Below are 24,686 nucleotides of genomic sequence, written 5' to 3'. Positions count from 1 at the left end.
ACCTACGTACGTAATCGGAGGGGCCCGTACTCATCGCCCGGCGCATCACCCGGCGGTACGGGCCTCTCCGATCTCCCGTTGGGCGACGGCTACTTGGGGTCGGGTCCCGTGGCGACCGGGCGGGCGGGGTCCGCCGACCACTCGGACCAGGAGCCCGCGTAGAGCGCCGCCGGGATGCCCGCGAGCTCCAGGGCCAGCACCTGCTGGGCGGCGGAGACACCGGAGCCGCAGTAGACACCGACCTCCGTACCGGTGGCACCGAGCGCGGCGAAGCGGGCCGCGAGGGCCTCCACCGGGAGGAAGGTGCCGTTTTCGGCCATATTCTCCGATGTCGGGGCCGACAGCGCACCGGGGATATGCCCGCCCACCGGATCGATCGGCTCGACCTCGCCCCGGTAGCGTTCGCCCGCCCGCGCGTCCAGCAGCAGTCCGTCACGGGCCAGCGCCGCCGCGCCGTCCGCGTCCAGCAGCGGCAGCGCTCCGGGGGCGGGGACGAAATCGCCCTCCGCCGGTTCGGGGACCTCCGTGGAGAGCGGCCCCGGCCAGGCCGCGAGCCCGCCGTCCAGCACCCGGACATCGGGGTGGCCCGTCCAGCGCAGCAGCCACCAGGCGCGCGCCGCCGACCAGCCCAGCGCGCCGTCGTACACGACCACCGGGGTGTCCCGCGAGACCCCGGCCCGGCGCATCGCCGCGCCGAAGGCGGCCACCTCGGGCAGCGGATGCCGGCCGCCGACGCCGGGCGGGCCCGCCAGCTCCGTATCGAGGTCCACGTAGACGGCGCCCGGCAGATGCCCGGCCTCGTACTCCGGGCGTCCCGGGGGTCCGCCCAGCGTGAAGCGGATGTCGAGCAGGACCGGCGGACGCGGACCGGCCGACTCGCCGGCGAGTTCGGCTGCGGTGATGATGGCTGTCATGGACGCCATCCTCCCGTACGGGCCGTCCAGGTTGTCACCGGGGAGAAACGGACAGTAAACACCCGATCGAGATCCCGCCAAACGCGGCGCGGCCACAGAGCGCCGCGCGCGGGCGGGTGCAAGCATCTGCTCGGGCGCACGTCCGGCCCCATCCGGCCGTTCAAGGTCCCGAGGGAGAGAATGACGATGACCGAGGCTGCGATCCGGCGCACACCGGGCACACCCTGCTGGGTGAGTCTGATGGTGCACGGCCTTGCCGCGACCGAGGAGTTCTACGGCACGCTGTTCGGCTGGGAGTTCGAGCCGGGACCCCAGCAGCTCGGACCGTATGTCCGGGGGCTGCTCAACGGCAAGGAGATCGCGGGCATCGGCCAACTGCCCCCCGACCGTCATCTGCCGATCGCCTGGATGACCTATCTGGCCACGGACAACGCCGATCTGACGGCAGAGACGATCAGAAGCTGCGGCGGTACGGTCGGAGTCGGTCCGCTGGACGCGGCCGAGGCGGGCAGGATGGCCATAGCCTCGGACCCGGCGGGCTCGGTCTTCGGGATCTGGCAGGCGGCGGCGCACACCGGGACGGCGGTGGCGGGCGCCCATGGCACCCCCGTCTGGAACGAGCTGATCACCCGTGAGACCTCCACGGTCGGCAAGTTCTACGAAGCGCTCTTCGGGTACGAGGTGGAGGCGGTCGTCTCCGCCGACTTCGACTTTCTGACCCTGTGTCTGGAGGGCCGCCCGGTCGCCTCGCTCCACGGTGTGGGCCGGGCACTCGGCCGCGACCGGGGCTCGCACTGGATGACGTACTTCGAGGTGAACGATGTCGACGACGCCGCCCAGCTGGTCACCGAACTGGGCGGCCATGTGGTTCAGCCGCCGAGGGAGGGTGCGAACGGGCGGCGGGCGACGGTCGCCGACCCGGAGGGCGCGGTCTTCTCGATCGTACGGACGGCCACCCGCTGACCTCCGGCGCTTCCGGGAGACCCGCGATCAGCCGGACGGGACAGGCAGGACGTCCGGTGACAACGCGCCCGCGCGAGCCGTCGCGCTGGTCATCCTGCGCTGGTGATGGCGTCGGCACAGCACCTCGTAACCGACCTCGTCCGCCAGCTGGTTGACATCCCCGACCACCACCTGGGCGCCCTCGACCACCATCTCGCCGCCCACCGTGCGGGCGTTGTGGGTGGCGCGGGCGCCGCACCAGCACAGCGCCTCCACCTGAAGCGCCTCGATCCGGTCGGCCAGCTCGATGAGGCGCTGGGAGCCGGGGAACAGCTTCGTCCGGAAGTCGGTGGTGATACCGAACGCGAAGACGTCGAGTTCGAGGTCGTCCACGACCCGGGCGAGCTGGTCGATCTGGCCGGGGGCGAGGAACTGGGCCTCGTCCACGATCACATAGTCCACCCGGCCACCGCGGGTGATGCGGCCGACGAGATAGGCGTACAGATCCATGCCCTCGTCGGCCTCGACCGCGTCGGTGACCAGGCCCAGCCGGGAGGAGAGCTTTCCCTCGCCCGCCCGGTCGTCACGGGTGAAGATCACACCTTGCAGGCCACGGGCCGAACGGTTGTGTCCGATCTGTAGCGCCAAAGTACTCTTCCCGCAGTCCATGGTTCCGGAGAAGAACACCAGCTCTGGCATGAGGGGGTGACGGCCTTTCGGTGTTCGGGGGGTGGCTTCCGGGGGATGTCTTCGGCTCCGCGGAAGGCTACGAGCGTACTTCGAGCAGGGGGACGAGCTGCTCGACGGGGGTCATCGAGCCGTGCATCCCGACCATCGCCGACTCGTGCGGCTCCTGGCGGGAGGCGGTGATGACCACATCGTCGTGGGCGGCGGCGACGACATCGCCGATCCGTCCGTACACCCGCTCGTCCATCGCGCCGGGCGCTCCGAACCAGCCCGCCGCGATGGCCTCGTCCCGGCTCGCCACCCAGAACTGCTCGCCGAGCACCTCGCGCCAGACGGCTTGCACGTCGGACACGGCGCCCGGCACCGCGTACACATGGCGGGCCCGGCCCTCGCCGCCCAGCAGGGCGACCCCGGCGCGCAGCTCCCAGTCCTCGTCGAAGTCAATGCGCGACCGCTCGTCGAAGGGGATGTCGATCATGCCGTGGTCGGCGGTCACATAGAGCGCGGACCGGGGCGGCAGCTGCTCGGCGAGGCGCTGGACGAGCCGGTCGACGTACATGAGCTGGCCGCGCCAGGCGTCGGAGTCGACGCCGAAGCGGTGCCCCTTGCCGTCGACCTCGCTGTAGTACGTGTAGACCAGCGACCGGTCCCCCGCCGCGAGTTGGCCGGCGGCCAGGTCCATCCGCTCCTCGCCGGTGAGCCGGCCGTGGAAAGAACCGCCGCTGAGCGCGACCTTGGTGAGCGGGGTGTGCTGGAAGGCCGGGGCGGACACCTGGGCGGTGTACACGCCCGCCGCGTGGGCGAGCTGGAAGACGGTCGGGTACGGCTGCCACACATGCGGATCGGTCCAGGGCTTCCAGCGGAGCTGGTTCATCAGCGCGCCGGTCGCGGGGTCACGGACGGTGTACCCGAGCAGACCGTGGGCCGCGGGCGGCAGTCCCGTACCGACGGAGGCGAGGGAGGTCGCCGTGGTGGCGGGGAAACCGGCGGTGATGGGGCGGCCGGTGTTGCCGCGCGAGGTGGGGAGGAGCGAGGTGAGATACGGCGCTTCGTCCGGGTGTGCCACGATCTGCTCCCAGCCGAGACCGTCGATCAGAAAGACGCAGTTCCGGTCGGCGGGGGTCAGTTCGGGAATGGCCGCGGTCAGATTCGGTACGCCCTGGCCTGCCGCGAGCGTGGGCAGCAGATCCGCGAGCGAGCCGCTGCCGTATTCGGGCAGCGGCGCGCTGTCGAGGGCGAGCGGGACGGGGTCCTGCCAGACGGGCTGGGCGGCCATCAGCGGCCGGCCGCCGCGGTGGTCGCGGCGATGGCCTCGGACAGCGCCTGGGCGAAGACGAGCGCCTGACGGACGGTGTCGGGGCCGTCCCCGGCCTCGCTGACACGCAGACTCAGATCGTCGGCCGTGGAGCTGCCGGTGTAGCCGTGGTCCGCCTCGCAGTTGGGATCGCCACAGGCTGCGGGCTCCAGATCGATCCGGGATACGGCGCCCCAGCCGATGGTGAGAACGACCTCGCGCGGCAGCGTGCCGGGCTTGTACGCCTCGGGGTTGGCCACGACCCGGCTGACCACGACCGAGGAGATCCGGTCGATCTTGACCGACTCGGTGGAGGTGGTCGCGTACGGGGTCGGGGAGCTGGCGTCCGCGGCCTGCTCGTCGGTGTGGCTCACGATGAAGCGGTGGGCGGTCAGCACCAGCACGGTGACATGCCGACGCACCTCGTTCGCGTCGAACGTGGTCTCCTGGTGGATCAGGTACGACGCGATCGGCTCGCCACCTACGGCGGCTTCCACCGCCTCGGCCACGAGAGCCGGGTAGTAGCCGCTGCGCTCGATCGCCGTGCGCAGCCCCTGGGTCGTCGTACCGGTCTTCGCCATGGGGTCCATCCTACGGTGGCCGGATGGCTGCGGAAGACGCCGTGGGTGCGGCATTCCCCTCCGCGCGCTCCGGCACCGCCACGGCCACCTCACCCGCGCACCGCTCAGTAGCTCGGGAGCCTGCGCGGCCCCAGGTCGTCACGGGCCGGTGGCGGGGCCAGCCGGACGCTCGCGCCGAGCACGGAGAGGCCGTGTGCGGCCACGACGACGGGCTCCAGGGCGACCGAGACGATCTCGGGGTGATCGTCGACCAGCCGGGAGACCCGCAGCAGCAGTTCCTCCAGGGCGGGGGTGTCGACGGGCGCCGAGCCGCGCCAGCCGAACAGCAGCGGGGCCGTCCGAATGGAGCGGATCAGCTCGGCGGCGTCGCGGTCGGTGGCGGGCACGAGCCGGTGGGCGAGATCCCCGAGCAGCTCGGAGGGCGCGCCCGCCAGCCCGAAGGAGAGAACGGCCCCGGCCGCCGCGTCGATGGCGGCCCGTATGACGGTGTCCACCCCGCGCGGGGCCATGGCCTGGACCACGGGGCGCAGCTCGGCGGGGGTGCCGAGCGTCTCGGTCAGCTCGCGGTAGGCCAGGCGCAGTTGGGCCTCGTCGGCGAGGTCGAGCCGGACACCGCCGAGGTCGGAGCGGTGGCGCAGATGCGGCGCGGTCGTCTTGAGGGCGACGGGATAGCCGAGGCCGCCGGCCGCGGCCACCGCCTCGTCGGGGCCGGGCGCGGGAAGGACGGGGCGCACGGGGATGCCGTACAGGGCCAGCAGTCCGTGGGTGTCCTCGGCGCTGAGCGGGATGCCGTGCGGGTCGCGGGCGCCGTCGAGCAGCGTGGCTATCAGCTCGGCGGCCGCGCTCTCGTCGATGGCGTCGTCGAGGAACTCGGGGATCTTCCCCGGCTCGGCGATCTGGCGCCGCCACTGCGCGTATCCGACGGCCTCGGCCAGCGCCCGGACGGCCCGCTCGGCGGCGGGATAGGCGGGGATCCGCCTCGGTACGACGGGGGCCTCGGGCTCCGGGGCACGCGCCCCTGAGGCGGGCTCGGGGGCGGGCTCGGGGGCGGGCGCCCCCGAAGCGGGAGCGGGGACCTGCGCCCCTGAGGCGGGCTCGGGCCCGGGTGCCGGCTCCGAGAGCGCCTCCGCCAGCCCGCCGATCTCCACATGGACCACCGCGACCGGCTTCACCTGAGCGCCGCCCACCGCCTCGCGCAGGGCGGCACCCAGGGCCCCGCCGTCCGTGTGGTCCAGCGCGCCGACCTCGCCGACGTGCGGTATCGCGGTCACGACGACGGCGTCGCAGACGGGGTCGGCCAGGGCCGTGGCGAGGGCGGCCCGGAAATCCTCCGGGGTGGCCGCGGTGGTCAGATCGCGGGGCGGCAGCGGGCGCAGCCCCTCGGTGAGGCAGGCGTCGTAGGTGAGCAGGCCGAGGGATTCGGAGTTGCCCAGTATGGCGACGCGCGGCCCGGCGGGGAGGGGCTGCGAGGCGAGCAGCAGACCCGCGTCGACCAGCTCGGTGACCGTGTCGACGCGGATCACCCCGGCCTGCCGGAACAGGGCCGAGACCGTGCTGTCCGGGATACGGGTGGCCGGGACGGCGTGGCCGGGCGGCTCGCTGCCGCTGTGGCGCGCGCCCTTGACGACGACGACCGGCTTCACCGCCGCCGTACGCCGGGCGAGCCGGGTGAACTTGCGCGGGTTGCCGATGGATTCGAGGTAGAGCAGGGCGACATCGGTGTCGGGGTCCTCGTACCAGTACTGGAGGATGTCGTTGCCCGAGACGTCCGCGCGGTTGCCCGCCGAGACGAAGGACGACAGTCCGGCGCCGCGCCGGTGGAGCCCCGCGAGCAGGGCGATACCGATCGCGCCCGACTGGGTGAACAGCCCGATGCGTCCCCGGTCCGGCGGATCGGGCGCGAGGGAGGCGTTGAGCCGGACGGCGTCGGCCGTGTTGATGATCCCGAACGCGTTGGGCCCGATGATCCGCATTCCGTACGAACGGGCCTGCCGCACCAGCTCGCGCTGGCGCGCCCTGCCCTCGGGGCCGCTCTCCGCGTAACCGGCGGAGAGGACGACCAGGCCCTGTACGCCGTGTCCGCCGCAGTCCGCGACCGCCTCGGGCACCCGCTCGGCGGGCACGGCGAGGACCGCGAGGTCGACGGGGGCGCCGGTCAGCGCGACCGAGCGGAAGGCCGGGATGCCGTCGATCTCGGCCCGCTCCTCGGGGAACGCGCTGTTCACCGCGTACAGCCGGCCGGTGAAGCCGCCGGCGGCGAGGCTGCGCAGGACCGTACGTCCGACGCCGCCCGGCGCCCGGCCGGTGCCGACGACCGCGACGGAACCGGGTGCCAGCAGCCGCTGCACCGAACGCGCCTCGGCGCGCTGCTCCCGGCCGCGCTGGACGGCGAGGGACTCGGCGGTCGGTTCGAGATCGAGCGTGAGCCGTACGGAACCGTCCTCGAAGCTGCGCCGCTGGGTGTATCCGGCGTCCCGGAAGACCTTGATCATCTTGCTGTTGGCGGGGAGCACCTCGGCGGCGAAGCGCCGGATGCCCCGCTCACGGGCGACCGCCGCGATGTGTTCGAGGAGGGCCGAGGCGACCCCGCGCCCCTGGTGCGCGTCCTGGACGAGGAACGCGACCTCCGCCTCGTCCGCCGGGGCCGACGCGGGCAGCCCCTCGGCGTCGATGCGGTCGTACCGCACGGTCGCGATGAATTCGCCGCCCACCGTCACGGCGAGCCCCACCCGGTCCACGTAGTCGTGATGGGTGAAGCGGTGCACGTCCCGGTCGGAGAGGCGGGGGTAGGGGGCGAAGAAGCGGTAGTACTTCGACTCGTCGGACACCTGCTCGTAGAAGCTGACCAGCCTCCGCGCGTCCCCGGTGGTGATGGGCCTGATCCTGGCGGTGCCGCCGTCGCGCAGCACCACATCGGCTTCCCAGTGGGCGGGGTAGGCGTGGTCGGACGACGACGTTTCCATGACCGAAGCCTACGGCGGGGGTACGACAACGGCCGGTCCCGCGGCGACCCGCGGGCGGTCCGGGGCCGACGGGGAGGCCCTGCCCCGCACATGAGAGTCTGGAGCGGACACCGTTTTTAAGACTTTTCAGACTTGAAGGGCAACACCATGGCTGAGCGTCGCGTCAATGTCGGCTGGGCCGAGGGCCTGCACGCCCGTCCCGCCTCCATCTTCGTCCGTGCCGCCACGGCCACCGGCGTTCCCGTGACCATCGCGAAGGCCGGCGGCGACCCCGTCAACGCCGCGTCGATGCTCGCGGTGCTCGGGCTGGGCGCGCAGGGCGGCGAGGAGATCGTGCTGGCCTCCGCGGCCGAGGGTGCCGACGCCGCGCTGGACCGGCTGGCGAAGCTGGTCGCCGAGGGCCTCGACGAGCTGCCCGAGACCGTCTGAGCCGACCGGCACCGACCGGCGCGGAGCGATTTCGCGAGGGAGCCGTGGTCCACCGAATTCGGTGGGGCGCGGCTTTTCCGTTTCCGGTGCCGCGCTCCGTCCCGGACATAACTCTTCATCGTTTTACCGCGCACCGGACGCGGACAGCGAGAAATAGACCTCGCCCTTTTCTTCTCTTTTGTATACGGCGCGAATGTTAAGTGGGCGCACTCGCGGTGTTTACGGCATGTTGCGAAACCCTCACCTTTTCGCGGGTACGGTCCAGGCGCTTCAGCCGGTGCGCCCCCGCCGTCCGCTCGGCGTGCAGGGCCGTCAGCGCCCGCGCCCGCTCCGCGTCACCGCGCGCCACCGCGTCCACGATCGCGCCGTGCTCGGCCCAGGACTCCACGGGGTGGGCGGGCTGCTCGACCACGTACATCCAGGCGATCTTGTGCCTGAGCTGGGTGAGCAGGGAGGTCAGCGCGGGGCTGCCCGACGCCTGGGCGAGCGTCTCGTGGAACCAGGCGCCCAGGGAGCGCAGATCCTCGCCCTGGCCCCGGCGGGCCCGGTCCTGTCCCAGTCTGACCAGCCCGCGCAGGACCTTGAGATGGGCGTCCGTACGGCGCTGGGCGGCCCGTGCCGCGCCGAGCGGCTCCAGCATCAGCCGTACCTCCAGGAGGTCGGCGGCCTCCTGCTCCGTGGGCTCGGCGACACACGCGCCGACATGGCGGCGGGTGGTCACGAAGCCCTCCGACTCCAGGGTGCGCAGGGCCTCGCGCACCGGGACGCGGGAGACACCGTACCGCCGCGCCAGCTGTTCCTCGGTGAGCCTGCTTCCCCGCTCGAACAGACCGGAGACGATGTCGTCGCGAATCGCCGTGCATACCGAGTGCGCGGGAATGCGCATATCCCAACCTCCGCTTAATCCGCGCGAAACGCTGCCGATTGACTCCTGTTCCGTGACTCTATTGCAATGAAGGCGAATTTCCGAAGGGTGCCCGAAATCGATGGATATCTTTTGGCCAACGCCAGACCCGACGCCGCCCCCGACCCGACGCCGGCGTCAACAGCGAAGGCCCCGGCACGGAGCCGAGGCCTTCCAGGGATGTCCGGGGCGTACGGACGGGTCAGACGTTGGCGCCGTGCGCGCGCAGATACGCGACGGGGTCCATGTCGGAGCCGTACTCCGGGCCGGTCCTGGCCTCGAAGTGCAGATGCGGTCCGGTGGCGTTGCCGGACGCGCCGGAGAGACCGATCTGCTGGCCGGGGGTGACGCTCTGGCCGACGGAGACCGCGACCGAGGAGAGGTGGGCGTACTGGGTGTACGTCCCGTCGGCCATCCTGAGCACGATGTTGTTGCCGTACGAGCCGCCCCAGCCCGCCTCGACCACGGTGGCCGTGCCCACGGCCACGACCGGGGTGCCGAACGCGGCACGGAAGTCGACGCCGGAGTGGCTGCCGGAGGACCAGAGGGAGCCGCCCGCGCGGTACCCCGTGGTGACGTAGGAGCCCGCGACGGGGAGCTGGAAGGTGTTGAGGAGCCTGCGCTCGGCCGCGCGGGTGGCGCGCTCCTGCTCCGCGCGGATCTCCTTGGCGCGCGCCTCCGCCAGCCGCTTCGCCTCCGCCTTCGCCTGCGCCTCGGCCTTGAGCCTGGCGGTCTGCTCGGCGGCGCGGCGCTGGACCTCGGCCTGTTCGTCGATCACATCGACGAGGGAGTCGCCGAGGGTGATCGCGTGGTTCAGTCCGGTCTGCGAGGCGGCCTCGATGTCCGCGCCGGCGGCGAGGGCCGGGGAGGCGGCCAGGGTGCCGATGACTCCGGTCGCGGTGAGCGTCGCGAGACCGGCGACGCTCGCGCCGCCCTTGCGGCTCATACCGCTGCGGGCACGGTGCTTCCCGGTGGCTCGGGTGAACGCCATGGAGTGGCTGGTCCTTTCCTTCCCTCTCGCCTACCGGGTTAGCTGACGGGTTCGGAGCAGGAAGGTCTCCTACGGGCCCCTCCGCGCGGGCCGAGCCGCGAAGGCGTCCGATTCACCCCAGGGACTGATGGGTCCCCGGCTCCCCCTCGGCTCGCGCCTGACGGGGACTCGGCGATGGCTGCCCGGTGCCACGGATGCGGCGGGATGCTGGCGGACAACCGGACCGACGCTAGGCGTGTCGTCTTTCGTTCGCCAACCGAACAGGCTGTTTTGTCATATAGCCCACAGGCCAGACGGGAAGATTCACCAAGGAAGCGGACATAAAGAGGGAACCCCGGCAGCCGAGGCCACCGAGGTTCCCTCCCGCGGACGAATCAGCCGGTGACAACCGTCACTTCACCGATACCGAGAGCCTCGACCGGCTCCTTGATCTGTGCGGCGTCCCCGACCAGTACGGTGACCAGCCGGTCCACCGGGAAGGCGTTGACGGCCGCCGCCGTCGCCTCGACGGTGCCGGTCTCCGCCAGCCGCGCGTACAACTGCGCCTGGAAGTCGTCCGGAAGGAACTGCTCGACCTGGTCGGCCAGCGTGGCCGCGACGGAAGCCGCCGTCTCGTACTTCAGCGGCGCCACCCCCACCAGGTTCTGTACGGCCACATCGCGCTCGGCGTCGGTGAGCCCCTCCGCCGCGAGCGTGCGCAGCACCTTCCAGAGGTCTTCCAGCGCCGGGCCGGTGGACGCGGTGTCCACGGAGCCGCTGATGGCGAGCATCGCGGCGCCGGTCGCCCCGCCCGGGGCGGTGGGTGACGAGGAGCGCAGCACCTGGCCGAAGGCCCGTACGCCGTAGGTGTAGCCCTTCTCCTCGCGCAGCACCCGGTCGAGCCGGGAGGTGAGCGTGCCGCCCAGGCAGTAGGTGCCGAGGACCTGGGCGGGCCAGACCCGGTCGTGCCGGTCGGCGCCGATCCGGCCGATCAGCAGCTGGGTCTGGACGGCGCCGGGGCGGTCCACGATCACCACCCGGCCCGTGTCGTCCGCGGTCACGGGCGGTACGGGCCGGGGCGCGGCGGTGTCGCCGGTCCAGGCGCCGAGGGTGTCGGCGAGGATCTCGTCCAGGTCGACCCCGGTGAGGTCGCCGACGATCACGGCGGTGGCCGTGGCGGGGCGTACGTGCGCCTCGTAGAAGGCGCGTACACCCGCGGCGTCGATGCGCTCCACCGTCTCGGCGGTGCCCTGGCGTGGCCGGGACATCCGCAGGGAGGCCGGGAACAGCTCCTTGGAGAGCTGCTTGGCGGCCCGGCGGCCGGGGTTGGCGGTCTCGTGCGGGATCTCGTCGAGCCGGTTGCGTACGAGCCGGTCGACCTCGCTGTCGGCGAAGGCGGGGGCGCGCAGCGCCTCGGCGAGCAGGCCGAGCGCCTTGGGCAGCCGGGAGACGGGGACCTCCAGCGAGACCCGTACCCCCGGGTGGTCGGCGTACGCGTCGAGCGTGGCGCCGCAGCGCTCCAGCTCGGCCGCGAACTCCTCGGCGGTGTGCTTGTCGGTGCCCTCGGAGAGCGCCCGTGCCATGATCGTGGCCACGCCGTCGAGGCCCTCGGGCTCGGCGTCCAGCGGGGCGTCGAGGTTGATCTCGACCGCCACCACCTGCTGTCCCGGGCGGTCACAGCGCAGGACCGTCAGGCCGTTGCCGAGCGCGCCGCGTTCGGGGGCGGGGAAGGCCCAGGGCCTGGCCACGCCGGCCGTCGGCTGCGGATGGAAGTCCATGGTCACGGCAGCGTCGGTCACTGGTCCGCCCCCTCGTGCTCGTTGTCGGTCCCGGCGGCGTCGGCGTCCTCGGCGGTGAGCGGCTCGTACACCAGCACCGCCCTGTTGTCTGGGCGCAGTCGCGCGGCGGCCACAGCCCTGACCTCTTCCGCGGTGATGTCCAGCACGCGCGTGACGGCGGAGAGCGCCAGCTGCGGGTCGTCGAAGAGCACGGCGAACCTGCACAGTTCGTCCGCGCGGCCCGCGACCGTACCGAGCCGGTCCAGCCACTCGCGCTCCAGCTGGGCCTGGGCCCGCTCCATCTCCTCGTCGGTGGGGCCCTCGGCGGCGAGCCTGGCCAGCTCCTCGTCGACCGCGGCCTCGATCTTCGGGACCTCGACACCGCCGGACGTCTTCACATCCAGCCAGCCGAGCGACGGGGCGCCCGCCAGCCGCAGCAGCCCGAAGCCGGCCGCGACGGCGGTCTGGTCGCGCCGTACCAGCCGGTTGTGCAGCCGGGAGGACTCGCCGCCGCCGAGGACGGTGAGGGCGAGATCGGCCGCGTCGCACTCGCGCGTGCCGTCGTGCGGCAGCCGGTAGGCGGCCATCAGCGCGCGCGCCGGCACCTCCTCGTGGATCTCCTCGCGCAGCTCCTCGCCGATGATGTCGGGCAGCGAGCCGTCGCGCGGCGGCTTCTTGCCGTCGTGGGACGGGATCGAGCCGAAGTACTTCTCGACCCAGGCGAGCGTCTGCTCGGGGTCGATGTCGCCGACGACCGACAGCACCGCGTTGTTCGGCGCGTAGTTCGTACGGAAGAACGCGCGGGCGTCCTCCAGCGTGGCGGCGTCCAGATCGGCCATCGAGCCGATCGGGGTGTGGTGGTAGGGATGGCCCTCGGGGTACGAGAGCGCTGTCAGCCGTTCGAAGGCCGTACCGTAGGGCACGTTGTCGTACCGCTGACGGCGCTCGTTCTTGACGACGTCCCGCTGATTTTCCATGGACTCTTCGTCGAGCGCGGCGAGCAGCGAGCCCATCCGGTCGGCCTCCAGCCAGAGCGCCAGCTCCAACTGGTGGGTCGGCATGGTCTCGAAATAGTTGGTGCGCTCGAAGCTCGTGGTGCCGTTCAGGGAACCACCGGCCCCCTGCACCAGCTCGAAGTGACCGTTCCCCGCCACCTGCTTCGAACCCTGGAACATCAGGTGCTCGAAGAGGTGGGCAAGCCCTGTACGCCCCTTGACTTCATGGCGTGAGCCGACGTCGTACCAGAGGCAGACCGCGGCGACCGGGGTCAGATGGTCCTCGGAGAGCACCACGCGCAGGCCGTTGGCCAGGCGGTGCTCGGTCGCTGTCAGGCCGCCGGAACCGGCCTGCGCTGTGGCCGTGTGACCCATGGGCATGTACGTCCCTTCGATCGCGATATGGAGAAGTCCTGCCACTGTATGCAAGCGCGCTGACACCTGGCGAAGTTCCCCCGCAACGCACCCCCGGCCGACTCTCGACGACGGGTCGAGGTCGGCGTTGTCAGTGGCTCGGTCCACAATGGTCCGCGTCAGTTCCAGAAGTTGCCGTACAGAACCTGTGAAGGAGCCGCAGCCGCGATGGCCCGCCGCAGCACGAAGACCCCGCCGCCGGAGGACTTCGAGGAGAAGATCCTCGACATCGACGTGGTCGATGAAATGCAGGGCTCCTTCCTCGAGTACGCGTACTCGGTGATCTACTCCCGGGCCCTGCCCGACGCCCGGGACGGCCTGAAGCCGGTGCACCGCCGCATCGTGTACCAGATGAACGAGATGGGCCTGCGCCCCGACCGCGGGTATGTGAAGTGCGCCCGCGTCGTCGGCGAGGTGATGGGCAAGCTTCACCCGCACGGAGACGCGTCGATCTATGACGCGCTGGTCCGGATGGCACAGCCGTTCTCCATGCGGCTGCCGCTGGTCGACGGCCACGGGAACTTCGGTTCCCTCGGAAACGACGACCCGCCGGCCGCCATGCGGTACACCGAGTGCCGGATGGCTGACGCCACGTCACTGATGACGGAGTCGATCGACGAGGACACCGTCGATTTCCAGCCGAATTACGATGGCCAGGAGCGGGAACCGGTCGCACTTCCGGCCGCGTATCCGAACCTCCTCGTCAACGGCACCTCCGGGATCGCGGTCGGCATGGCGACGAACATGCCCCCGCACAACCTGGGCGAGGTCGTGGCGGCCGCACGCCATCTGATCAAGTATCCGGGCGCCGACCTGGAGACACTGATGCGTTTCGTGCCGGGGCCCGATCTGCCGACCGGCGGCCGGATCGTCGGGCTGACCGGCATCAAGGACGCGTACGAGAAGGGCCGGGGCACCTTCAGGATCCGGGCCACCGCGACGGTGGAGGACGTCTCCGCGCGCCGCAAGGGCCTGGTTGTGACGGAGCTTCCCTTCTCGGTCGGTCCCGAGAAGGTGATCGCCAAGATCAAGGACCTGGTCTCCGCCAAGAAGCTCCAGGGCATCGCGGACGTCAAGGACCTCACCGACCGGGCGCACGGTCTGCGCCTGGTCATCGAGATCAAGAACGGCTTCGTGCCCGAGGCCGTCCTGGAGCAGCTCTACAAGCTGACGCCCATGGAGGAGACCTTCGGCATCAACAATGTGGCGCTGGTCGACGGCCAGCCGTTGACGCTGGGTCTCAAGGAACTGCTGGAGGTCTATCTCGACCACCGGTTCACGGTGGTGCGCCGACGCAGCGAGTTCCGCAGGACCAAGCGGCGCGACCGGCTCCACCTGGTCGAGGGGCTGCTCGTCGCGCTCATCGACATCGACGAGGTCATCCGGCTGATCCGGTCGAGCGACAACTCGGCACAGGCCAAGGAGCGGCTGATCGAGCACTTCTCGCTGAGCGACATCCAGACGCAGTACATCCTGGACACGCCGCTGCGCCGGCTCACCCGGTTCGACCGGATCGAGCTGGAGAGCGAGCGCGACCGGCTCACCGGCGAGATCGACGAGCTGACCGGGATCCTGGAGTCGGACACCGAGCTGCGCAAGCTGGTCTCGGCCGAACTGGCCGCGGTGTCGAAGAAGTTCAGCACCCCCCGGCGGACGGTGCTGCTGGAGTCCGCGGGCTCCGCCGTGGCTTCCGTACCGCTGGAGGTCGCGGACGACCCGTGCCGGGTGCTGCTCTCCTCGACCGGTCTGCTGGCCCGTACGGCCAACGGCGAGCCGCTGGAGGGCGGTGACGGCAGGCGCGTCAAGCACGATGTGATCGTCTCTGCCGTGCCCGCCACGGCGCGCGGCGACATCGGCGCGGTGACGTCCACCGGGCGGCTGCTGCGGATCTCGGTGATCGATCTGCCACAGCTGCCGGACACCGCTGCCGAGCCCAATCTGTCCGGTGGGGCGGCGGTCTCGGAGTTCCTCGCGCTGGAGGGCGACGAGGAGCTGATCTGTCTGACCACGCTCGACGAGTCGTCCCCGGGGCTCGCCCTGGGCACGCTCCAGGGCGTCGTCAAGCGGGTCGTGCCCGACTATCCGTCCAACAAGGACGAGTTGGAGGTCATCTCCCTCAAGGAGGGGGACCGGATCATCGGCGGCGTCGAGCTGCGTACGGGCGAGGAGGACCTGGTCTTCATCACCTCGGACGCCCAGCTCCTGCGCTACCAGGCCGCGCAGGTACGGCCGCAGGGCCGGCCCGCGGGCGGTATGGCGGGCATCAAGCTGACCGAGGGTGCCTCGGTGATCTCCTTCACCGCGGTGGACCCGGCGGTGGACGCGGTGGTGTTCACCGTCTCCGGTTCGCACGGGACGCTGGACGACTCCGTACGTACGGCGAAGCTCACCCCGTTCGACCAGTACCCGCGCAAGGGCCGGGCGACCGGCGGGGTGCGCTGTCAGCGGTTCCTGAAGGGCGAGGACGTGCTGGCCCTGGCCTGGACGGGGGCGAGTCCGGCGCGCGCCGCGCAGAAGAACGGCACACCGGTCGAGCTGCCGGATCCGGACCCGCGCCGGGACGGCTCGGGCACCCCCTTCGCCCCGGAGATCGCCGCGCTGGCGGGGCCCATGCTCTGACCGCGTGTTGACCGCTCCCGCTGTTCCGGCCGTTCGACGGCCGGAACAGCGGGAGTGGCGTCACGGCCCGTCCGGGGCCTGCTCCGGGTCCGGTCCCTCGGGGTCCGGCTCGGGCTCGCCCCCGGGCGAGCCGGGTACGTAACGCAGGACGCCCCACATGGAGCGGTCGGCCTCGGCCGTGTCCCGCGCTCCGTTCTCCCCGGCCGCCTGTTCCGCCGCCTGCTCTTCCGCCGCCGCCCGGCCTTCCGCCTCCGTTGCCCGGCATGCCTCCAGCTCCTTGAGCAGCGCCTCGCGGTCGAGGCCCGAGCCGATCAGCACCAGCTGGGTGAGGCGCTCCTCGCCGCGCGCCCAGGGCACCGGGTGGAACCTCAGCGACCGGCCCACCGCGTGCAGGGCGTAGCGGCGGGCGGGGTCGGCCGCGCCGAAGTCGACGAACCCCTTGATCCGGTAGAGCCCGGCGGGCCTGGAGTCGAGGAAGTCCATGAGCCGTCGCGGACTCATCGGGCCGCGCGCGGTGAACGAGACGCTCTCGTAAGCCGCGTGGAGATGGCCCTCGTGGCCGCCACGACGGTCCCCGTATCCCTCGGCCTCCTGGTGAGCGTCCCCCTGGTGGCCGCCCTCCTGCAGATCCTCGTACAGGTCCTCGAAGGTGAGCTGACGCGCCTTCTCCTCCTCGGCCGGCCGGACGGCCGGGTCGAAGAGCAGCTCCGGATCGACCCGCCCGTACGAGGCGGAGACCACCGGTGTCCCCGGGCCCAGTTCGCCGAGGGTGGCGAGGATACGCCGGTGCTCCGGTCCGGCCACCCGGTCGGTCTTGTTGAGGACCACGAGATCCGCGAGCGCCAGATGCCGGTCGGTCTCGGGATGGCGCTCCCGGGTCGCGTCGAACTCGGCCGCGTCGACGACCTGGACCAGCCCTCCGTACACCGTGTTCGGGTTGTCGCCGTTGAGGATCATCCGGACCAGCTCCTGCGGCTCGGCCAGTCCGCTCGCCTCGATGACGATGATGTCGATCCGGGCGGACGGCCGGCTGAGCAGCTCCAGATAGCCGTCGAGTTCGCTCGCGTCGACGGCGCAGCACAGACAGCCGTTGCCGAGCGAGACCGTCGAGCCGACCTGTCCCGCGACCGTCATCGCGTCGATCTCGATCGCGCCGAAGTCGTTGACGACCACCGCGATCCGGTTGCCCGCGCGGCGGCGCAGCAGATGGTTGAGCAAGGTCGTCTTGCCCGATCCCAGAAAGCCGGTGAGGACGACCACCGGGATCTGCTTCCTGCTCAAGAGCGCGCCTCCGTACTGCGTGGTTCGGTTCGGTCCCGCGCTCAGCGGGCCGGGACCGGCTGGGGCGGGGGCGGTCCCACGTAGCGGGCCGCCGGGCGGATGATCTTGCTGTCCTCCGCCTGCTCCAGGATATTGGCGCTCCAGCCGACGACCCGGGCCGCGGCGAAGGTCGGGGTGAACATCTCGCGCGGCAGCCCGCACAGCTCCATGACCACCCCGGCGTAGAACTCCACGTTGGTGTGCAGTTCCCGGCCCGGCTTCAGCTCGGCAGGGCCGCGTCCGGCAGCTCTCCGTAGAACATCAGATACCAGACGTCCTCGAAGTTTCGGCTCCGTGCCAGCTCGACGGCGGAGTACTGGCGGTAGTGGACCACCGCCCGCCATGTGAAGCTGCACGCCAATGTCGATCTCGCGCTGGCCGCGCTGTCCGTGACCGCCGGAATGCCCGCCGAGGCGGGCGAGACGGTCTTCGCGGTGGCCCGGACGGCGGGGTGGATCGCGCACGCGCTGGAGGAGTACGGCGAGAAGCCGCTGCGGATGCGTCCGAGCGGGCAGTACAACGGCCCCCGGCCGCCCCGGGAACTGCCCTGAGGAAACCTCCGGCCCACCCGGGCGGGGGAGATCGCGGAAGGATTTCGGAAAGGCCGCCGGGCCCTCTACCGTTCGTACACATGAGTGCCGGACCGCACACCACCGGCGTACGGCGGCGATTCGGCTGGCCGCGCCGGGTCTTCTCCCAGATCCTGCTGACGCAGCTCGCCATCGCCGCGGGCGTCACCGTACTGGCCACCGGGCTCTTCCTCGCGCCCTTCAGCCGTGAACTCGACGACCAGGCGATGCGCCGCGCCCTGGCCATCGCGGAGACCACCGCGTCCCCGCGCGTCGCCGCCGAGCTGCTGGCGTCCCGGCCGACGGCCGACGGGCCGGTACAGGCCGAGGCCGAGCGCGTCCGGGTGGCCTCCGGCGCCGAGTACGTGGTGGTCATGGACCGGCGCGGGGTGCGCTGGTCGCACCCCGACCTCCGGGCGATCGGGCGCGTCGTCTCCACCGACCCCAGCGGCGCCCTCGCAGGTGAGCACGTCATGGAGCTGGACAGCGGCACCCTGGGCCGCTCCGCCCGGGGGAAGGTGCCGCTGCGCGACCGTACGGGAGAGATCGTCGGAGCCGTCTCGGTCGGTATCGCGTACGACAGCGTCCGCGACCGCTTCCTCTCCGCGATCCCCGGGCTGCTCGCGTACGCGGGCGGCGCCCTGGCCGCGGGGGCCCTGGCCGCTTATCTGATCTCCAGAAGGATCCAGCGGCAGACCCATGACCTGGCCTTCTCCGATATCGCGGCGCTGCTCACCGAGCGCGAGGCCATGCTCCACAGTCTGCGCGAGGGCGTGGTCGCGCTGGACAGGACCGGCCGCGTCCGGCTGATGAACGACGAGGCGCAGCGGCTGCTGGGCCTCGGCCCCGATGCCACCGGCCGCCCGCTGGACGAGCTGCTCGGCGAGGGCCGCACCACCGAGGTGCTGACCGGCCGGGTCCGGGGCGAGGACCTGCTCGCGGTACGGGGCAGCCGCGTCCTGGTCGCCAACCGGATGCCGACCGACGACGGGGGCGCCGTCGTCACGCTCAGGGACCGCACGGAGCTGGAGCGGCTGGGCCGGGAGCTGGACGCCACCCGGGGGCTGATCGACGCCCTGCGCGCCCAGGACCACGAACACGCCAACCGCATGCACACCGTGCTCGGGCTGCTGGAGCTGGGCATGTACGAGGAGGCGGCGGAGTTCGTCACCGAGGTCGTCGGGGTGCACAGGATCACCGCCGAGGAGATCACCGAGCGGATCCATGACCCGCTGCCCGCCGCGCTGCTGGTCGGCAAGGCCACGGTCGCCGCCGAACGGGGCGTCTCTCTGCGGCTGTCGCCCAACACCCTGCTGCCGGACCGGCTGGTCGACCCGCAGGGCCTGGTCACGGTGGTGGGCAATCTGGTCGACAACGCGCTGGACGCGGCGGCCGGTTCCGCCGATCCCCGGATCGAGGTGGAGCTGCGCGCCGAAGGCCGTACGGTCGTCCTCGTCGTCTCCGACAGCGGCCCCGGGATCCCGGCCGACCGGCACGAACTGGTCTTCACGGAGGGCTGGTCGACCAAGGAGCCGCCCGCCCACGGCAGACGCGGCCTCGGCCTGGCTCTCGTGCGCAGGCTCGCCGAGCGGCAGGGCGGCAGCGCGCGGGCCGGCGCGGGCGCGGACGGCGGCGCCGAGTTCACCGTCGTCCTCCCCGAGGCGCTGACCGAGGCGGGCCCCGAAGGGACCACGGACCCCCTGTCCACCGCCGGTACGGCCGATGTGGAGCGGGGACGGACAGCGACGGGCGGGACACGGTGATCGACGTGCTGATCGTGGACGACGACCTCCGGGTGGCCCAGGTCAACACGGCCCATGTGGCCAGGGTCGCGGGCTTCCGGGTGGTCTCCCAGGCCCACTCCGCCGCCGAGGCACTGACCCGGGTCGCCGAACGCCCCGTCGACCTGATCCTCCTCGACCACGGACTGCCGGACGGGAACGGCCTCACGGTCCTCCGGGAGCTGCGACGGCTCGGCCACCGGACCGATGTGATCATGGTCACGGCGGCGCGCGACATCGCCACCGTCCAGTCCGCGATGCGCCACGGCGCGCTCCAGTACCTGATCAAACCGTTCGGGTTCGCCGGCCTGCGGGCCAAGCTGGAGGCGTACGCGACGCTCCGCCGCACCCTGGAGAGCGGCGGCGAGACCGAACAGGCGGAGGTGGACCGGATGTTCGGAGCGCTCTCCGCCGCGGTCGGCCCGCCCCTCCCCACCGGCCACTCGGCCGCCACCGCCGCACTGGTGCGCCAGGTGCTGATGGCCGCGGACGGGCCGCTCTCCGCGCACGACATCGCGGAGCGCGCGGGGATGAGCCGACAGACCGCTCAGCGCTACCTCAAGCTGATGGAACGGTCCGGACGGGTACGGCTCACGCTCCGGTACGGCGCGACCGGGCGCCCCGAGCACCGCTACGCGTGGGCGGCGGGCGCGGGCGCCTGACAGCGCGTACCCCGGCGTACGCGGGCACTTGCTACGTACTCCCCGTACTGTCCCCCGCTCAGACGGCTCCCGCGCCGGTCAGCGACCGCACCTCGGTCTGCGCGTGCTTCGCCTCGTCCGGCGGCTCGGCCGAGGTGACCGTACCGATCCAGCCCGCCAGGAAGCCCAGCGGGATGGAGACCACGCCCGGGTTCTGGAGCGGGAAGAGCTGGAAGTCCGCCCCGGGGAAGACCGATTCGGGGCTCCCCGAGACCACGGGCGAGAGCAGCACCAGCACAACGGCCGGAATCAGCCCTCCGTACACGGACCACACAGCGCCGCGCGTGGTGAAGTTCCGCCAGAACAGCGAGTAGAGCAGGACGGGCAGATGGGCGGAGGCGGCGACCGCGAAGGCGAGACCGACCAGGAAGGCGACGTTCAGGTCCCGCGCGAGCAGGCTGAGCCCGATGGACACGGCGCCGACCCCGGCGGCCGCCACCCGTGCCACAGCGACCTCGCCGCGCTTCTTGGCGTGCGGGCGCTTGAGCGAGGCGTACAGGTCATGGGCGACGGAGGCCGAGGAGGCGAGCGTGATGCCCGCGACGACAGCGAGGATGGTGGCGAAGGCGACCGCCGCGACCACCGCGAAGAGCACCGTGCCCCCGGTCGACCCCGCTCCGCCGCCGAGGTCGAGGGCGAGCAGCGGTACGGCGGTGTTCCCGGCCGGGTTGGCGGCCCGTACCGCGTCGGAGCCGACCAGCGCCGCCGCGCCGAAGCCGAGCACGATCGTCATCAGGTAGAAGCCGCCGATGAGCCCGATGGACCAGATGACCGAGCGGCGGGCGGCGCGCGCGGTGGGCACCGTGCAGAAGCGCGACAGGATGTGCGGCAGCCCCGCCGTCCCGAGGACGAGGGCGAGCCCCAGGCTGATGAAGTCGAGGCGCGCGGTCCCGTCTCCGCCGTACTTCAGCCCCGGGGCCAGGAACTCCACTCCGTGGCCACTGCGCACGGCGGCGGTGTTCAGCAGGGCGTTGACATCACCGTGGAACCGGACCAGGACCAGGACGGTCAGCGTGAGCGCCCCGGCCATCAGCAGGACGGCCTTGACGATCTGGATCCAGGTGGTGGCGCGCATCCCGCCGAGCGAGACGTGGATGACCATCAGCGCGCCCACCCCGATCACGGTCCAGGCGCGCGCCGCCCCGCTCGTACCGCCGAGCAACAGGGCGACCAGACTGCCCGCACCGACCATCTGCGCCACCAGATAGAGCACGGAAACGGTCACCGAGGAGGTGCCCGCGGCGATCCTGACCGGCCGTTCGGCCATCCTGGCCGCGACCACGTCGGCGAGGGTGAAGCGTCCACAGTTGCGGACGAGTTCGGCGACGAGGAGCAGGACGACCAGCCAGGCCACCAGGAAGCCGACCGAGTAGAGCATGCCGTCGTAGCCGAAGAGGGCGATCACACCGGAGATCCCGAGGAAGGAGGCCGCGGACATGTAGTCGCCCGCGATGGCGAAACCGTTCTCCATCGGCGAGAAGAGCCGGCCGCCCGTGTAGAACTCCTCGGCCGAGCCGTGGCGGTGCCCGCTCACCCATGCGGTGATCCCCAGGGTGACCGCGACGGACGTGCTGAACAGCAGCAGCGCCAGGGTCTGGTGGTCGCCGCTCACCGGCCGGTCCCCCCGGTACGCTCCGGCGTCCACCCGGACATCTGCCCAGGCGTCCGCCCCGATGTCCGCTCCGATCTCCGCTCCTGGTCGAACACGGTCCAGCGCAGTTCGAGCGCCGCGCGGTCCCGGTACAGCCGGGCATGGCGGGCGTATGCCCAGGTCAGCAGGAAGGTGGAGAGAAACTGGCCGAGACCGGCCACCATCGCCACATTCACCGCGCCCGCCACGGGCAGGGCCATCAGCCCGGGGGCGGCTGTCGCCATCACGACATACGCGAAGTACCACAGGAGAAAGGCGATCGACGCCGGTACGACAAACCTTCGGTAGCGGCCGCGCACCTCCTGGAAGGCGGCGCTGCGCTGCACCTCCGTATAGATGTCGACGGCCGTACGCGCGTCGGCGGCGTCCTGACCGGGCCCGGGGACCACGCTCCCCTCGGCCGGTACGGACGCCATGGCTATGTCCGTACCCGCGGAATCGCCCCAGTCCGAGGCCAGCGCGGCGTACCACGGGTCGTCGAGCCGCACCGTCGCGGCGTCGCGCCCTTCCTGCTTCTCCACCGGTCCACTCTCCCTGTCGGCGAACCTTTTCGGCCGCGTAGCAAGGATGGGCAGCGGGCGGGTCCCCGGCTCCGGTTCTCTCCCGACTTCACCCCATCAGGTGACAGTTGTCCCGGAAGGCGGCTCCGGAGGCGGGATGAGTCCGCGTTCATAGGCATATCGGACGGCCTGTGCGCGGTCGCGCACCCCGGTCTTGGCGAAGAGGTTGTTGATATGCGTCTTCACGGTGGCCGCGCCGATGTGCAGCCGGGCGGCGATCTCCTTGTTGGAGAGCCCTTCGGCGACGAGCGAGAGCACCTCCGCCTCCCGCGCGGTGAGCCCGTCCGGCGGCTCGGCCGGGACGGGCGCGGCGGGCGGTACCGTGACCCGCTCCAGCAGTCTGCGCTGTACGGACGGGGCGAGCCCCGCCTGTCCCGCCAGGACGTCCTCGATCGCCCGGACGATCTCCTCGCCCTGGGCGTCCTTGGTGAGATAGCCCCGGGCACCCGCCTTGAGCGCGGCGAACAGCGAATCGTCGTCGGCGTAGGTGGTGAGCACCACGACCTGGGTCGCCGGATGCTCGTGACGGATACGGCGGGTCGCCTCCACGCCGTCGCAGCGGGGCATCCGCAGATCCATCAGGACGACATCGGGGGCGAGTTCGGCGACGAGGGCGACGGCCTCCTCGCCGTCCCTGGCCGCGCCGACGACCTCGATGCCCGGCAGCAGGCCGAGCAGCATCACGATGCCCTCGCGCACCACGGCCTGGTCATCGGCCACGACCACCCTGGCCGTCATGCCGGCACTCTCAGCCGCACGCTGAAACCTTTCCCGTCGAAACCATCGGACCCACCGGAACCATCAGAACCACCGGACCCGCCCGAACCATCGAAGCCCTGCGCGCCGAAGGACCCGCGTGAACCGTCACCGACCCCGTCCAACGCCCCCGGCCCTGCCTCCAGGGTGCCGCCGAGCAGCTCGGCGCGCTCCCGCATCCCCAGCAGACCGTACCCGGCCCCCGCCCCGGCCTGCCCGGCCGGTCCCGGCCCCCGCCCACCGGAGTCCCGTACCTCCAGCGTCACTCCGTCCGGGGCGTACGCGAGCCGGATCCGCACCCGGGCACCGGGCGCGTGTTTGCGTACGTTGGTCAGCGCCTCCTGCGCCACCCGGCGCACCGTCTGGGACGCCTCGGCCCGCAGGGGCCTCGGCTCGCCCGCGATCTCGACCTCGGCGCCGTCCAGGGCGGCCAGCTCGCGGAGGTACTCCCCGAGGGGCACCATCTCGCCGCGCAGCGCGGAGAGCGCCTGGCGGGTCTCGGCCAGCCCTTCGCGCGCCATGGAGCGCGCGGCGACGACGCGCTCCAGGATCTGGTCGCGGAACGGGCCGGGCGGCTCCTGCTCGATCCGCAGCCGCGCCGCCTCCAGGTGGACGAGCTGCGCGGAGAGGCTGTGTGCCAGGACATCATGGATGTCCCGGGCGATCCTGGCCCGCTCTGCGAGGGCGGCCGACTCGGCCTCCGCGACCCTGGCCGCCCGCTCCTGGGCCAGCAGCCGCTGGGTGGTGCCGCGCGTCTCGGCGTCGAGCCGCAGCGCGTAACCACCGAGGAGCAGCCCCGCGACGGTCAGTACGGTGGTGAGCCAGGACGCCCGGTCGCTCAGTACGAATCCGGTGAGCGTGGCCAGCGTGATGGGCAGGGCCGCGACAAGGGGCAGCCGTCTCATACCGGTCAGGGCACAGCCGCACCACAGCACGATCGCGACGACCTCGAACCCGGTCCGGTGCGCGGCGAAGCCCGCGCCCACCAGCAGCGCCAGCAGCCCGACCGACCGCCACAGAGCGTGGTGGAGGGTGGCGTGGTAGAACGCCCAGGCACAGAGGACGACGGCGGACAGACCTCCCACAGCGGCGGCCACGCCCCAGTCGGCGACATGACGCCGGCTGAAAATCGTCCACACCAGCACGGCCAGTACGACCAGCCGCACGAGCCGGGCCAGCCACCGCCGGGCATCGGCGAGGCCCTCCCGGGAGAGCGCCTCCCGCGAGGGCCACTTCGTCCAGTCCTCTGGCGTCACACACGGTCCTTCCACGGCTCGGCGGCTGCACGATCACCGTACGACGGGCCGGGGCCGTTCGAGGAGCCGATGGCGTGGGCCCGCCACACCAGAACCCCTCTGCGGACCAGGATGGAGGCGGCGAGCGCGAGCAGCAGCGCCCCGGTGCCCTGGTGGACACCGAGCAGGGCACCGGCCGCGACCATCCCCACCCGTACCGCGATACCACCGGCCCAGACTGCCGCCGTGGCCCGTGTGCCCTTGGACCACACCGTGCCGTCCGGCTCGGCCCAGATCCGACTGGTCCAGGCCCAGCCGAGGCCCACCACCAGCCCCACCACCAGCTCGGCGCCGAGCAGCAGCGCCGACAGCTCCTGGTCGTGCCCGTCGATGACGCCCGGCTCGCGCAGGGCGGCGACCACCAGGATCACCGGCAGGACGAGCCAGCCGCGCCCCTCGGTGGCGATCCGCTGCGGCTTCGACTGACGCACCGCGATCAGCGCGATCACGCCGACGATCACCAACACATTGACAAGGGACATCGGGACCTCCGGAACGAGAAGTTCAACGACTTCGACGTTACGGAGAAAGCCCAGGTCGGAGCATCGGCTCGGGGGTTGACC

General features: G+C 71.9%; 21 protein-coding genes, 2 pseudogenes and 1 riboswitch. Of the genes and pseudogenes, 6 read left to right on the top strand and 17 right to left on the bottom strand.

Annotated elements, in window-relative coordinates:
- Positions 1 to 89 precede the first annotated feature (89 nt).
- Positions 90 to 914, bottom strand: a complete 825-nt coding sequence (locus ACIP8W_RS24680) for a sulfurtransferase (RefSeq protein ID WP_401949314.1) — start codon at positions 912 to 914, stop codon at positions 90 to 92.
- Positions 915 to 1,100: 186 nt separating this feature from the next.
- On the opposite strand from ACIP8W_RS24680, the gene ACIP8W_RS24675 reads away from it, so the two are divergent.
- On the top strand, positions 1,101 to 1,877 hold the full coding sequence (locus ACIP8W_RS24675; RefSeq protein ID WP_401949311.1) for a VOC family protein: 777 nt from the start codon (positions 1,101 to 1,103) through the stop codon (positions 1,875 to 1,877).
- Positions 1,878 to 1,904: 27 nt separating this feature from the next.
- Here ACIP8W_RS24675 and ACIP8W_RS24670 read toward each other — a convergent pair whose 3' ends face one another.
- The 4 genes from ACIP8W_RS24670 to ACIP8W_RS24655 all read right to left on the bottom strand — a co-directional run bounded on the left by ACIP8W_RS24670 (position 1,905) and on the right by ACIP8W_RS24655 (position 7,381).
- Entirely contained in the window at positions 1,905 to 2,555 is a 651-nt protein-coding gene (locus ACIP8W_RS24670) for a thymidine kinase (RefSeq protein ID WP_401949308.1), read from the bottom strand.
- A 67-nt stretch (positions 2,556 to 2,622) separates the two neighbouring features.
- On the bottom strand, positions 2,623 to 3,819 hold the full coding sequence (locus ACIP8W_RS24665) for an alkaline phosphatase family protein (protein WP_401949305.1): 1,197 nt from the start codon (positions 3,817 to 3,819) through the stop codon (positions 2,623 to 2,625).
- Positions 3,819 to 4,418 carry a DUF5998 family protein gene (locus tag ACIP8W_RS24660; RefSeq protein WP_402152412.1) on the bottom strand — a complete coding sequence of 200 codons (600 nt, stop codon included), beginning with the start codon at positions 4,416 to 4,418 and terminating at the stop codon, positions 3,819 to 3,821. The genes ACIP8W_RS24665 and ACIP8W_RS24660 overlap by 1 nt, the downstream gene beginning before the upstream one ends.
- Before the next feature lie 104 nt (positions 4,419 to 4,522).
- Positions 4,523 to 7,381: a GNAT family N-acetyltransferase gene (locus ACIP8W_RS24655; RefSeq protein WP_402204648.1), complete on the bottom strand. Its 2,859-nt coding sequence runs from the start codon at positions 7,379 to 7,381 to the stop codon at positions 4,523 to 4,525.
- A gap of 147 nt (positions 7,382 to 7,528) precedes the next feature.
- On the opposite strand from ACIP8W_RS24655, the gene ACIP8W_RS24650 reads away from it, so the two are divergent.
- On the top strand, positions 7,529 to 7,810 hold the full coding sequence (locus ACIP8W_RS24650; protein WP_401949298.1) for an HPr family phosphocarrier protein: 282 nt from the start codon (positions 7,529 to 7,531) through the stop codon (positions 7,808 to 7,810).
- A gap of 196 nt (positions 7,811 to 8,006) precedes the next feature.
- Here ACIP8W_RS24650 and ACIP8W_RS24645 read toward each other — a convergent pair whose 3' ends face one another.
- From ACIP8W_RS24645 to ACIP8W_RS24630, 4 genes are all read right to left on the bottom strand, one after another.
- Positions 8,007 to 8,696 (bottom strand): GntR family transcriptional regulator, encoded by a 690-nt coding sequence (locus ACIP8W_RS24645; protein WP_401949295.1) that lies wholly within the window; start codon positions 8,694 to 8,696, stop codon positions 8,007 to 8,009.
- A 220-nt stretch (positions 8,697 to 8,916) separates the two neighbouring features.
- Positions 8,917 to 9,705: a M23 family metallopeptidase gene (locus tag ACIP8W_RS24640; RefSeq protein WP_401949292.1), complete on the bottom strand. Its 789-nt coding sequence runs from the start codon at positions 9,703 to 9,705 to the stop codon at positions 8,917 to 8,919.
- Between the two features lie 12 nt (positions 9,706 to 9,717).
- Positions 9,718 to 9,889: riboswitch (cyclic di-AMP (ydaO/yuaA leader) on the bottom strand.
- 190 nt (positions 9,890 to 10,079) lie between these two features.
- The gene (locus tag ACIP8W_RS24635) at positions 10,080 to 11,462 is read right to left on the bottom strand and encodes a M16 family metallopeptidase (RefSeq protein ID WP_401949535.1); all 1,383 of its coding nucleotides are present in this window, start codon (positions 11,460 to 11,462) and stop codon (positions 10,080 to 10,082) included.
- 17 nt (positions 11,463 to 11,479) lie between these two features.
- On the bottom strand, positions 11,480 to 12,838 hold the full coding sequence (locus tag ACIP8W_RS24630; protein ID WP_401949289.1) for a M16 family metallopeptidase: 1,359 nt from the start codon (positions 12,836 to 12,838) through the stop codon (positions 11,480 to 11,482).
- A 201-nt stretch (positions 12,839 to 13,039) separates the two neighbouring features.
- On the opposite strand from ACIP8W_RS24630, the gene ACIP8W_RS24625 reads away from it, so the two are divergent.
- Positions 13,040 to 15,490: a DNA topoisomerase (ATP-hydrolyzing) subunit A gene (locus ACIP8W_RS24625; RefSeq protein WP_401949287.1), complete on the top strand. Its 2,451-nt coding sequence runs from the start codon at positions 13,040 to 13,042 to the stop codon at positions 15,488 to 15,490.
- Between the two features lie 60 nt (positions 15,491 to 15,550).
- Here the strand turns inward: ACIP8W_RS24625 and ACIP8W_RS24620 are convergent, their stop codons facing one another.
- The 3 genes and pseudogenes from ACIP8W_RS24620 to ACIP8W_RS24610 all read right to left on the bottom strand — a co-directional run bounded on the left by ACIP8W_RS24620 (position 15,551) and on the right by ACIP8W_RS24610 (position 17,144).
- On the bottom strand, positions 15,551 to 16,771 hold the full coding sequence (locus ACIP8W_RS24620; protein WP_401949285.1) for a CobW family GTP-binding protein: 1,221 nt from the start codon (positions 16,769 to 16,771) through the stop codon (positions 15,551 to 15,553).
- 41 nt (positions 16,772 to 16,812) lie between these two features.
- Positions 16,813 to 17,040 (bottom strand): annotated as a pseudogene (locus ACIP8W_RS24615) (citrate/2-methylcitrate synthase); the annotation flags it as partial.
- Positions 17,031 to 17,144 (bottom strand): citrate/2-methylcitrate synthase, encoded by a 114-nt coding sequence (locus tag ACIP8W_RS24610; protein WP_401949542.1) that lies wholly within the window; start codon positions 17,142 to 17,144, stop codon positions 17,031 to 17,033. The pseudogene ACIP8W_RS24615 and the gene ACIP8W_RS24610, both read right to left, overlap by 10 nt.
- Here ACIP8W_RS24610 and ACIP8W_RS24605 point away from each other — a divergent pair.
- The 3 genes and pseudogenes from ACIP8W_RS24605 to ACIP8W_RS24595 all read left to right on the top strand — a co-directional run.
- A pseudogene (locus ACIP8W_RS24605) lies at positions 17,140 to 17,361 on the top strand (citrate/2-methylcitrate synthase); the annotation flags it as partial. The gene ACIP8W_RS24610 and the pseudogene ACIP8W_RS24605 sit on opposite strands and share 5 nt — an antisense overlap.
- A gap of 80 nt (positions 17,362 to 17,441) precedes the next feature.
- A complete protein-coding gene (locus ACIP8W_RS24600) occupies positions 17,442 to 19,142 on the top strand; it encodes an ATP-binding protein (protein ID WP_401949282.1) in 1,701 nt (566 codons plus the stop codon).
- Positions 19,139 to 19,822, top strand: a complete 684-nt coding sequence (locus ACIP8W_RS24595; RefSeq protein WP_401949280.1) for a response regulator — start codon at positions 19,139 to 19,141, stop codon at positions 19,820 to 19,822. Before ACIP8W_RS24600 ends, ACIP8W_RS24595 begins: the two co-directional genes overlap by 4 nt.
- A 58-nt stretch (positions 19,823 to 19,880) precedes the next feature.
- On the opposite strand, the gene ACIP8W_RS24590 is transcribed toward ACIP8W_RS24595, so the two are convergent.
- From ACIP8W_RS24590 to ACIP8W_RS24570, 5 genes are all read right to left on the bottom strand, one after another.
- Positions 19,881 to 21,473 (bottom strand): cation acetate symporter, encoded by a 1,593-nt coding sequence (locus tag ACIP8W_RS24590; RefSeq protein ID WP_402204644.1) that lies wholly within the window; start codon positions 21,471 to 21,473, stop codon positions 19,881 to 19,883.
- On the bottom strand, positions 21,470 to 22,033 hold the full coding sequence (locus tag ACIP8W_RS24585) for a DUF485 domain-containing protein (protein ID WP_401949276.1): 564 nt from the start codon (positions 22,031 to 22,033) through the stop codon (positions 21,470 to 21,472). The genes ACIP8W_RS24590 and ACIP8W_RS24585 overlap by 4 nt, the downstream gene beginning before the upstream one ends.
- Positions 22,034 to 22,129: 96 nt before the next feature.
- The gene (locus tag ACIP8W_RS24580; RefSeq protein WP_401949273.1) at positions 22,130 to 22,810 is read right to left on the bottom strand and encodes a response regulator; all 681 of its coding nucleotides are present in this window, start codon (positions 22,808 to 22,810) and stop codon (positions 22,130 to 22,132) included.
- On the bottom strand, positions 22,807 to 24,084 hold the full coding sequence (locus ACIP8W_RS24575) for a sensor histidine kinase (RefSeq protein WP_402204643.1): 1,278 nt from the start codon (positions 24,082 to 24,084) through the stop codon (positions 22,807 to 22,809). Before ACIP8W_RS24575 ends, ACIP8W_RS24580 begins: the two co-directional genes overlap by 4 nt.
- Positions 24,081 to 24,605: a DUF1453 domain-containing protein gene (locus tag ACIP8W_RS24570; RefSeq protein WP_401949268.1), complete on the bottom strand. Its 525-nt coding sequence runs from the start codon at positions 24,603 to 24,605 to the stop codon at positions 24,081 to 24,083. Before ACIP8W_RS24570 ends, ACIP8W_RS24575 begins: the two co-directional genes overlap by 4 nt.
- Between the last annotated feature and the right edge of the window lie 81 nt (positions 24,606 to 24,686).

It is taken from the genome of Streptomyces sp. NPDC088554 (genome assembly GCF_044752945.1).
Lineage (GTDB): Bacteria > Actinomycetota > Actinomycetes > Streptomycetales > Streptomycetaceae > Streptomyces.
This window is presented reverse-complemented; position numbering and strand designations above follow the sequence as displayed.

What these genes read in the sequence shown, in the direction of transcription:
- ACIP8W_RS24675 (WP_401949311.1), top strand. Translation starts at nt 1,101, where the DNA reads ATGACCGAGGCTGCGATCCGGCGCACACCGGGCACACCCTGCTGGGTG.
- ACIP8W_RS24630 (WP_401949289.1), bottom strand. Translation starts at nt 12,838, where the DNA reads ATGCCCATGGGTCACACGGCCACAGCGCAGGCCGGTTCCGGCGGCCTG.
- ACIP8W_RS24625 (WP_401949287.1), top strand. Translation starts at nt 13,040, where the DNA reads ATGGCCCGCCGCAGCACGAAGACCCCGCCGCCGGAGGACTTCGAGGAG.
- ACIP8W_RS24670 (WP_401949308.1), bottom strand. Translation starts at nt 2,555, where the DNA reads ATGCCAGAGCTGGTGTTCTTCTCCGGAACCATGGACTGCGGGAAGAGT.
- ACIP8W_RS24680 (WP_401949314.1), bottom strand. Translation starts at nt 914, where the DNA reads ATGACAGCCATCATCACCGCAGCCGAACTCGCCGGCGAGTCGGCCGGT.
- ACIP8W_RS24570 (WP_401949268.1), bottom strand. Translation starts at nt 24,605, where the DNA reads ATGTCCCTTGTCAATGTGTTGGTGATCGTCGGCGTGATCGCGCTGATC.
- ACIP8W_RS24665 (WP_401949305.1), bottom strand. Translation starts at nt 3,819, where the DNA reads ATGGCCGCCCAGCCCGTCTGGCAGGACCCCGTCCCGCTCGCCCTCGAC.
- ACIP8W_RS24635 (WP_401949535.1), bottom strand. Translation starts at nt 11,462, where the DNA reads ATGGACTTCCATCCGCAGCCGACGGCCGGCGTGGCCAGGCCCTGGGCC.
- ACIP8W_RS24655 (WP_402204648.1), bottom strand. Translation starts at nt 7,381, where the DNA reads ATGGAAACGTCGTCGTCCGACCACGCCTACCCCGCCCACTGGGAAGCC.
- ACIP8W_RS24580 (WP_401949273.1), bottom strand. Translation starts at nt 22,810, where the DNA reads ATGACGGCCAGGGTGGTCGTGGCCGATGACCAGGCCGTGGTGCGCGAG.
- ACIP8W_RS24640 (WP_401949292.1), bottom strand. Translation starts at nt 9,705, where the DNA reads ATGGCGTTCACCCGAGCCACCGGGAAGCACCGTGCCCGCAGCGGTATG.
- ACIP8W_RS24645 (WP_401949295.1), bottom strand. Translation starts at nt 8,696, where the DNA reads ATGCGCATTCCCGCGCACTCGGTATGCACGGCGATTCGCGACGACATC.
- ACIP8W_RS24650 (WP_401949298.1), top strand. Translation starts at nt 7,529, where the DNA reads ATGGCTGAGCGTCGCGTCAATGTCGGCTGGGCCGAGGGCCTGCACGCC.
- ACIP8W_RS24600 (WP_401949282.1), top strand. Translation starts at nt 17,442, where the DNA reads ATGAGTGCCGGACCGCACACCACCGGCGTACGGCGGCGATTCGGCTGG.
- ACIP8W_RS24660 (WP_402152412.1), bottom strand. Translation starts at nt 4,418, where the DNA reads ATGGCGAAGACCGGTACGACGACCCAGGGGCTGCGCACGGCGATCGAG.